3 protein-coding genes are annotated in these 5,374 nt (G+C 33.2%); all 3 read right to left on the bottom strand.

Annotated elements, in window-relative coordinates; genetic code table 11:
- Positions 1-1,159 (bottom strand): MCP four helix bundle domain-containing protein (locus ACJAT7_RS17580; protein WP_415228098.1); only part of this gene is annotated, 1,159 nt, incomplete at its 3' end.
- Between the two features lie 303 nt (positions 1,160-1,462).
- Positions 1,463-4,966, bottom strand: coding sequence for a PAS domain S-box protein (locus ACJAT7_RS17575; protein ID WP_415228097.1), 3,504 nt, complete (start codon positions 4,964-4,966; stop codon positions 1,463-1,465).
- A gap of 172 nt (positions 4,967-5,138) precedes the next feature.
- The coding region (locus ACJAT7_RS17570; RefSeq protein ID WP_415228096.1) for a hypothetical protein at positions 5,139-5,374 on the bottom strand (236 nt) is incomplete at its 5' end.

Raw genomic sequence — 5,374 nt, 5'->3', positions numbered from 1 at the left:
CTAGTTCATCACTATAAACTTGACCTTGTGTATGAACTTCAAATGTATCATTTTTTATCGCGTTTACTTGTTTATAAACACTCGCCAATCTCTCATTGAAGTATCGATACAAGATAATACTAAAATAAATAAGAGTCATAATGAAAACGCTAAATACCGTCACTAAATTGGTATAAGTTTGTTCTGACATATCATCAGATGCGATTTTTGCATCATTCAATTTGGAATCATTATAGGTTGATATATCAGTAACTAATCGACTGGCATTAAAAATATAATCTCGGGATTTTGTAGAAGATAATACCAATGCTTTTTGATTAGAATTTTCCATCGACAAAGTCAGTATTTTCGAATGGACTTCATCATATTTTTTTAGTTCGACTAGTATTTTATCAATTTGCTTATTTTTATCTGAATCAGAGATATTCCTGAGTGTTTGCGCATCCACATGGACTTGTTCCAAATGTTTTGTGGAACGTATTGCCATCTCTGACATTTCACTTTCATTGAGTAACAAAATGGTATGACCAGTATCCCGAATAGACTTCAAAATAGCTGATTGTATGTTGGAGATTAATATTAATGCTTTTGTCTTTTTTTCTATGGATGCTCTGTCTAGATCTATACTTGACAATTCAGTGAGTATTTCATCATGAATAATTAAAGCGAGTTCATCTGTTAATTTATCTACGCGTTTTATTGTGTTGCGCGCATCACCACGTATCAGAGATCTAGCTTTTTCGCTTGAATTTTGTATTGTTAGGTTATAAATGTTTTCATAAACGACCACATATTCATCATAAATCGTTTTGAGAGCAGCTAATACTGAAATGTTTTCTTTATCTATGAGTACTTTCAACTCAACCATGTTGCTTTCGATATCCTCTTTCGTATTCAAAAAATGACGATTGTATTTTTGCATTTCTTCAATGGTTAGTGCCAAAATTAGATTTTTTTCAGTTCTATCTAGTTCTAGAAAGTTTGCCATTATGTCTTTGCTCAATGCAGCCTTAGCAGAGTCTTGATTGATCACTTTCTTGAAGCTTTCAGTCATAATGTTAAGACTATTGACACTTATAAACAGTACTACAAAAGTCCCAATTGTAGAAAAAATACCAATCAAAGCCAGTCTGTTCATCAATGTTAAATTTTTAAACACGAATACAACCCAATTCCATGATCTTAATAATAACAATAGGCATCATTTTTAATTTTTCCTCTATTTAATACAGAAATTAATCTATTAATAATAATTTTTTTATTTTTAACTTCATCGGGTATTTCAATAAAAATGAACTGATCCAATAGATATGTATCGATACACATACTTGAACATTGCTTTGGATTTCCATAGCACGTTTTTTGTTAACGTCATGTGTTAATTTAATCAGGGCAATAAAGATAATAATTGAGTGAGATGATCTTTTTAAAAAGATTAAAAATTTAGTTAATATCATGTAAGCTAAACCTGAGGGTTAATGTTAACAATGGTGAGCCATACAGTTACCCTAGTTCCCTTTCCAGCAACACTTGAAAACTCAACATCTCCACCATGAATTGAGATTATCTCTTTTACCAACGATACGCCTAATCCGCTACCCGGTATAAAACCAGATTCATCAACTCGGTAAAATCGCTCTCCGACACGGGCAAGCTGTTCAGGTGTCATGCCTATACCATTATCAATGATGATGACACCAAACTGCTTATTTCCGTTCTTTTCTCTCTCGCTTGTTTGTAAAATAACGTCTTCACTTTCAGGTGAATATTTAAATGCATTACTTAATAAGTTACTAAATACTTGACGCATTTTATCAATATCAAAAGACAATACAGGCCAATCCCCCATAATCTGAACATTCACTTTTCGGCCACTAAATGCACCTTCAACTTCAACACATGACTCTTTTACTATGTCTTGAAGTGTGTTGTCTTCCATATGAAAATCTTTTCCGGCTCTGGCTTCTATTCGAGATAAATCAAGAAGCTCATCCAGTAAGTGCTTGAGATTTAATGATTGCCGATGAATGGTTTCAAGTATTTTATAGGATGTATTTTTGTCATAATCACGAGCCATTAGTAATTCAGAAAAACCATAAATACTGGCAAGTGGTGTTCGAAGTTCGTGAGCAGCGGTGGATAAAAAATCACTTTTCATTCTATCAACTTCTGTTTCATGAGTTACATCTCTGAAATAAAGTACTTCACCTTCTTTGCACCCATTCGATCCGTACATTGTCCTGTGGTTAACTTTGAGAATCCGTACGCTAGGGCCAGAAAGATAGACAATTTGCTCTACGTCTTCGCCTCCAATATAGATTTTTCCACCTATTTGATTTGGATCAAATAAGCGGTTCATTAATTCAACAAATATTTCAGCAGGTTTATCAATTAATGCATCGGATTTAAGTCCCGTCATATCTAAAAAAGCAGGATTGATATAACGAATGTAATTATCAGCACTGACTAATACAAAGCCATCTGGACTTAGTGTTAAGATAGTATTCAACTCACGCGTCCGTTTGGTCACCTTCACTTCCATTTCAGAGCGGTAACTATGAAGCTCAGTAATATCTTGCCCTACCCCAACAGCGCCCACCACATTTCCAAGCTCATCGCGGCGTGTCGTAGCATTAAGTAATATCATGACTGAATTATTAATTTGAGTATGTAATGAGAATTCAAAATTAGAGGTTTCATCACCCTGTAATGCTTTTTGAAATACCTCGTTAACTGAATGCCGATAATTCGCAGTGATAAATTCTTCAACTAAGTCTTTACCCCTTACTTCATCAGCATGAAACCCCGTAATCTCAGCTGCTTTTTGATTCCATTCATTTATCTTACCTTTTGCATCAATACCAAAAATAGGTGCATTAGCAGTATCGATGAATCGGACCCAATTATCTGCCACTTGCTTGGACAATTGTTGAGCATTAATTAGCTTATTTTCGTTATCACGCCTTTCAGATATATCTTTTATGAATGCGGTAAATATCTGCTCGGAATCTGATTTTGTAGGTGAAATAGAAATCTCAATCGGAATAACATGACCATCCCTGTGTAAGCCAAAGAGCTCCAATCGTTTTCCAAATACAGGACCGTTACCTGTTTCAAAGAAGTGTTTCATACCGCGTGTATGAGCTTCACGCATATTTTCAGGAATGATGTATTCTGCTAAGTTTTTACCAACTATTTCATCATAGCTCCAACCAAATACATCTTCTGCTACGTTGTTGAAATCAATAACATTACCACTGGAGTCAATCGTAATCATTGCATCTAAGGATGCTTCCAAAATGGCTTTGTTGTAGCCCAGTAAACGTTTTATCTCAACATTTTGTTCTGTTAACTGTTGAAAGCTTTGAGAAATAATTTGATGGTTATTTTTAAATGCGTCTATTAATAAGTCTGTTTCGGTTGCTGAACTTGTAGGCCAATTAATGTAATCCATATCAGGGTTTAATTTAATGTCATTTGTTATTTTTGTAAGTTCGACAAGTGGCTTAACAATTTTTCTTGCAAAATACGTGGTGAATATCATTGAAACTAACACTATTCCAAAGATCACAAATAGTAAGAATGTATAGTCTTTACTCAACGTATCAACTTGATTTTTTAATGGCGATAAAATGGTAAGTTTCCAGGGAAATTCATTAGAAATCATTTTTTCTTTCATAAAATATGAATTTCTCCATTTCGTTAATGTGGGTACATTTTCATCCTCAATAATAAGGTGGAACAGATTTTTTTTGTTTTCAAAAGGTAAATTAGACCAGGTTACACCGGGATGTCCTCCGGGGATTTCGACAGATGGGAGATTAGAAAAAAATAATTTTAAATTATTGTCAAATAATTCAAAATTAAACTGACCAAATTTCAAAATTCTGTTGCTGATTATTGAAGCTATGTGTTTTTTTGTTATAACGCCTATTAATGAAGTATCGTGCAACGGCTCAGTTGAAATGGGAGTCACTATTGTAATAATTCTTTGATTATCAATTACAGAATTTGCGCTACTGATCTCCACACGGTTACTTTTCAATGATTCTTTGTAAGAAGGTTGTAAAAATAAGTCTTTGCCAAGCATTTTGTTACTGAAACTTGCTTCTTTAGAAAGGTAATCAGCAACCACAATTCCATTATTAACGAGTAAAACGTGATCGAAGTGTTGAAGTGATAATTGAAAGTTTTGTTCAAAATCGCGCACTTTATTTTGTGTGAAAAGTGTAATAAATTTTTTATTTTTTGATAGGTCATCTAAAATATTTTTCTTTGTCAGTATGTCTGTCTCAATGTCCTGACTTATTGTTTTTAAATTCGTGTCATACGCCTCTTCAATGGAATTAATGGACAACTCAGTCATTCTAAAATACTCGTCTCTACTTTCTAACACCATAAGAATAAGAAGAGGTACTAATAATGTGGCAAGCGAGAACCATCTTATCGATTCTTCCAAAGAAGAACTGACTAGTTTATTATTTTTATAGCCCTCAACATTGAAAAATTTAATCAATAATATTGCTAACGATACGTTAAGGAATCCATTAAAAATTTGCTTTGTGAGTACCAATTGCCAAAAAGAGTTCGTCATATGTAAAAATACTACACAAAACAATATTATTAATGGAGTGGCAATAAACAACCAAAAAATACATTCAGCAAAAAATAAGCTTCTGCCTTTTTTGTAAAGGTAACCAATCACTAAAGCTTCTAATACATATATAATCCATGCAAAAGGATTACCCCACAAAACAAAACTATATGCACTAGCAATAGATGCAACTATTATCCCAGCGCGCCAGTTAAAATGGTGTATGGCGATGATTACGAATACACTACCAAATAATAAATCAATGCCAAAAAGTAGTGTTAGTGGGAAAAAATTTCCTATGAATGAAGCCAGTATAAGCAGAATAAGAAAAAAGCTTTTTTTTATCAGTATGTTATTTATTTTAATCTTCATGATGCGATAAATACTCTGTAACAACTTTAATTATTAACATCTATTATTTGAATTTTAGTAAAATTAATATCCCGACTAAACAATCTACACATGTCTAAATAGCGAGATGTCTTGTTAGGTATAAAGAGATACGTTTTGCTCAATCTTATTCTTGTTAATCGACAAATCGAAGTCAAAATTTTAATACCCCATTTAGACTAAACACTTGATAAGATAGTTTATATATAAACAAATCATAGGCATTCAACACGGTTTCACAATGTTGGCTGACTATTTTTTCAATTTCATAAAATAGAGTGTCGTTATTAAAAAAGGTACTGCATTTTGGTATGCCTGCTTTATCAAGACCCACTTTTCCTGACATCCCTAAAGCAGCCATCTCACGAAATGCGCCTAACCGTATTGCAC

Source organism: Psychromonas sp., from assembly GCF_047632995.1.
In the GTDB taxonomy this organism is placed as follows: domain Bacteria; phylum Pseudomonadota; class Gammaproteobacteria; order Enterobacterales; family Psychromonadaceae; genus Psychromonas.
The sequence above is the reverse complement of the archived record's forward strand: the minus strand, read 5'-3'. Positions and strand labels throughout refer to the sequence as shown.